Source organism: Collinsella aerofaciens, from assembly GCF_040910265.1.
GTDB classification, from domain to species: domain Bacteria; phylum Actinomycetota; class Coriobacteriia; order Coriobacteriales; family Coriobacteriaceae; genus Collinsella; species Collinsella aerofaciens_BK.
Genome location: NZ_JBDGAW010000036.1, coordinates 1 through 3988, shown reverse-complemented (window position 1 = coordinate 3988; position 3988 = coordinate 1). Strand labels below are relative to the sequence as shown.

General features: G+C 50.5%; 4 protein-coding genes. 2 read left to right on the top strand and 2 right to left on the bottom strand.

Annotated features, from left to right (window positions below; all coding sequences use genetic code 11):
* Positions 1–562: DeoR/GlpR family DNA-binding transcription regulator (locus AB5Z14_RS10090; RefSeq protein ID WP_368131291.1), on the top strand; the 562-nt coding region annotated here is incomplete at its 5' end.
* Between the two features lie 272 nt (positions 563–834).
* Here the strand turns inward: AB5Z14_RS10090 and AB5Z14_RS10085 are convergent.
* Positions 835–1554 (bottom strand): GntR family transcriptional regulator, encoded by a 720-nt coding sequence (locus AB5Z14_RS10085; RefSeq protein WP_172678010.1) that lies wholly within the window; start codon positions 1552–1554, stop codon positions 835–837.
* 72 nt (positions 1555–1626) lie between these two features.
* Positions 1627–2526, bottom strand: a complete 900-nt coding sequence (locus AB5Z14_RS10080) for a DUF7916 family protein (RefSeq protein ID WP_346965001.1) — start codon at positions 2524–2526, stop codon at positions 1627–1629.
* 377 nt (positions 2527–2903) lie between these two features.
* Here AB5Z14_RS10080 and AB5Z14_RS10075 point away from each other — a divergent pair, with 377 nt between their 5' ends.
* Complete coding sequence (locus AB5Z14_RS10075; protein ID WP_368131290.1) at positions 2904–3971, top strand: PTS transporter subunit EIIC; 1068 nt, start codon at positions 2904–2906, stop codon at positions 3969–3971.
* The last annotated feature ends 17 nt before the right edge of the window (positions 3972–3988 follow it).

Here is a 3988-nt window from a genome sequence, read left to right as displayed (position 1 = left end):
CCATGAGTATTCGCACAGCGAAAAGCGCACGAAGCATGCCGAGGAAAAGTTGCAGATTGCGCGCCGTTCTGTGGAGCTTATCGAGGAAGGCTCGACCATCTTTTTGGGCACGGGCACCACGGTTGAGCAGATGGCCTCGATGCTGCCGGCGTTTCGCCTGCGCATTGTGACCAATTCGCTTTCGGTGTTTAACCTGCTCGAGGCGCGCGAAGACTGCGAACTGTGCCTGGTGGGCGGCGTGTACCGCCGCCGCACTGCCGCCTTTGTGGGCCCCACGGCCGAGGATACCTTGCGTGCGCTGGGCATCGATGCAGCCTTTATCGGTGCCAACGGCATTTTGGACGGCGACGTGTCTACGTCTAACATGGAAGAGGGCCGCATCCAGCAGCTCGCCTTTAGCAAGGCCGACTCGCGCTATCTGATTGCCGACTCCAGCAAGATCGGCAAGCGCGACTTCTACACCTTCTGTCGCCTGGACAGTTTGGACGCCGTGGTGTGCGAGCCGAGTATCTCGGTCGAGGACCGCGCCGCCATCGAGGAGCACACACAGGTCATCTGCTAGCTAACGCTACGGGATTGCCAACAGGCGATGCGGGAGGACTTTTACCTCCTGTCATTGTGGAAACCAGCGCGTCAGCGCTACGCAATATGACGCGCAAATGAGGACCCCACAATCAAATCGTCTCAACCTGTAACATCTAGACGTCCAAAACCGGTCTAAGTGTTACAGATTGAGACAATTCGGCGGGGTCTACCTTGTTTGTCTCGATCTGTAACGGTTAGGACTTAAAAACTCGGCTACGTGTTACAGATCGAGACAAAAGAAAAAGAACATTAGGACTTGAAAATAAAGTTTTGATAAGGGATTCGCCCAGTTAAGACGGTGCGGCAGACAATTGAGATTAGTTTGCCTCCGGAGTCGTAAGCATAATGAGTCAGTTCGATGACCGGAAGTTTTGCAACACCATAATTACTGGCTTCGGAATCGCTAAGCTGACGTGCTCTATAGCTTTCCCTAACAGATTGGATAGACTTGGACAAGTCGTCCATGATTCTGCTAAATGCCTGAAAATCTAACTGGTTATTCGGAACGCGCGACTTTGAAATGAAGAACGTATCAGCGCCTATGAAGCTGCCTTCAAGTTCGTAGGTCAATTCAAGACGCTGAATTTCATCGCGACTTTGACATCCAAATTGTTGGAGCATCATTACGGAAATTGGACGACCTGATGTGAGGCCGCCGAAATGTTTGGTGATGGCATCCGGATCAACGCCATCGCAATGGCTTGCAAAGTCAAAGTCTAAAAGTGAATTGAGCTCGCTAACGCGTTTCGGTGCAACAAACGACCCCTTACCTTGGATTCGATAGATACTTCCACGACGCTCCAGCTCACTCATGGCAAGTCGGACGGTTGTTCTGCTTACGGCGTATTCGTCGCAGAGTTCCATTTCTGTTGGAAGTTTATCGTCTGCTTGATATTCATCGACGATCTGCTTGAGCAGCGCGTCGGTGAGCTGTAAATAGAGTGGCCGTTTTTCGTGTGTATCGAGCATTAGAGCCTCAGTTTGCATGTTGGTTATACCTGATGGTTGCCTCAGTCGGGATGTAACGTGGGCAAGGTAACCTTAACGTATCACAGAGCGGCTCAGCATGACGATCTGATGCCTGTATCCACGAAGGGCTTGTCCGAGCGTGAAGATATTCTGGGGCAGGCAAATACCGTTCATGGAGTCCCCGATATGTTGGAGGTCAGCGCCGGCTGCTTTTGCTGCAAGGCCTATTTTCTTAATGGTCTCGCTGTCGCAGGAGTCTTGACTCGTCCCGTTCGCCGCCATGACGAGAACCTTCTCTTCAATTGACTTGCCTACGTTGTGGGATCGTACAAAGTCTACGATGGCGCGCAGGTCTGCTTCTTGGAAGCAAGGGACGGTGTAGGGGGCTGGTACGAGAAGGATATCGACGCCGAGGTCAACAAACTTGCGCGCAATTTCGAGCGTCATGACAGGTTCCGCAACGCCTGCTCCATGCATTTTTCCGGCTATGATCAGGCCATTGAAATGCTCTTTGGAGAGTTTGATCGAATGGGCGATTGCATCGTTGGAGACGCCAGTTCCAGGGTTGCCTGTGAGGCAAATAAAATCAAATCCGAGTTCGTTTGCCTTTTCTAAGGTCTTGGGAGAGACGCGACGACCCATGGGGATTTCCGTACGGGATTCAGACATCTCTGCCTCGTTATCAACTGGCTCCAGATTGACGCCAATGGGCCTTCCGCATGCTCGCTTCACCCAAGTGACCGGGTTTTCATTGAGATCATCTGGAATACCGGCAATAACTGGATCGAACACATCGAGCGCGTTAAACAGAAGCAGGTCGGCACCTGCGGCACGTTCGATTTCTGCATTAGTAACGCCGCCGAGAAATTGGGAAGAGGGTACGTTTTCCGCCATGATGGTACGTCCCTCGGAAGCCAGAATTGCCTGCTTTAGATCCATGGGTGACGTGGCGGCAAAATCGGATGCGGACATGTTCAGTAATCGTTTGGGCATTGTTACTTCCTTTGACTAGAACGACAGGCTTGTGACATTGTCTCTAATATTGTTACAACAATATATTCAATATGTTATATCCAATCGGTGAACGGTTGCAAGCTTATTGTATTGCTCGGAAAAAATAGCCTTTAGCTGGGAAAACCTTAAATTAATCAACTACCGTTCGCCGAATAAGTATTTGAATTCTTGACATATCGACAAAGCGGAAAAAGAATTGGTTATGACAAATCGCGCAAATGATATTACATTTCGCACAAGAACGTATTCACTTACATAAGTGGATACAAACGGGGACGACGACGGTTGAGTCCGGATAAATCGTTGTGTGCCCGGGAATCATGAAAGGATGTGTTATGGACGCTATCGTCAAATTCCTTGAAAAACACCAGCCTCTATTCGACAAAATCTCGAGGAACATTTATCTGGTGGCGATTAAGGATGGCTTTCTCTCGAATATGCCAATTGTGCTGTTCTCGAGCCTGTTCCTTCTTCTTTCGACGCTCCCTGCCTATGTAGGCATCACGCTTCCGTCTGAGGTGCTGGATTTCTTCAATAAAATCTATGCATATACCATGGGACTTCTTGGCATTATGGTGGCCGGCACCACGGCGAGCTCACTTGCCATGTCGATGAACCGTCGCATGCCTTCGGGTAAATCTCTCAACCCCACCTCGTGCATGGTTTGTGCCATGTGCGGCATGCTCTTGCTATCGGTGACGAACGATGTTGTCTCGATTGGCGGAGCAGATACATCTGTTTTTGAAACCGGCTATATGGGAACTAAGGGTTTTCTCGCTGCGTTCGTAGCCGCATTCTTGACCGTTAATATCTATAAGGTGTGCATTAGCCATAATGTGACGATCAAGCTTCCCAAAGAGGTCCCTGGCTCTATTGCGCAGAGTTTTCGCGATATCTTTGCATTTGGGTTTTCGATCCTTGCGTGCGCTTTTATCGATCTTGCGAGCCGCAAGCTGCTTGCTGTGCCGTTCGCCAATTTGGTATCCGCTCTCATCTCGCCGCTGTTCTCCGCGGTCGACACCTATCCTGGCATGGCGCTTATCGAAGGCGCGGTCGCACTTTTCCAATTTATGGGTATCCACGGTGCTTCGGTTGTCATGAGTCCGATTAATGCTGCGCTCTACGGCAATACCGTTACCAATCTTGAGGTTTTCCAAGCAGGTGGACATCCGTCAATTGCTCTCACGCAGGACTTTACAAGCTTCATCGGCGGTCTGGGCGGTTCTGGCTGCACGTTCATCGTTCCTATTATCCTGATCATGTTTATGCGCTCCAAGCAGCTTAAAGCCATGGGCAAGGCATCGATTATCCCGGTGATTTTTGGAGTTAACGAGCCCGTTATCGGTAGCGCGCAGAGATGTGGTGTAAGAGGCGGGGCATGCCCCGCCTCTTCCCTTTCTTGAAAGGGAGGGGACACCGC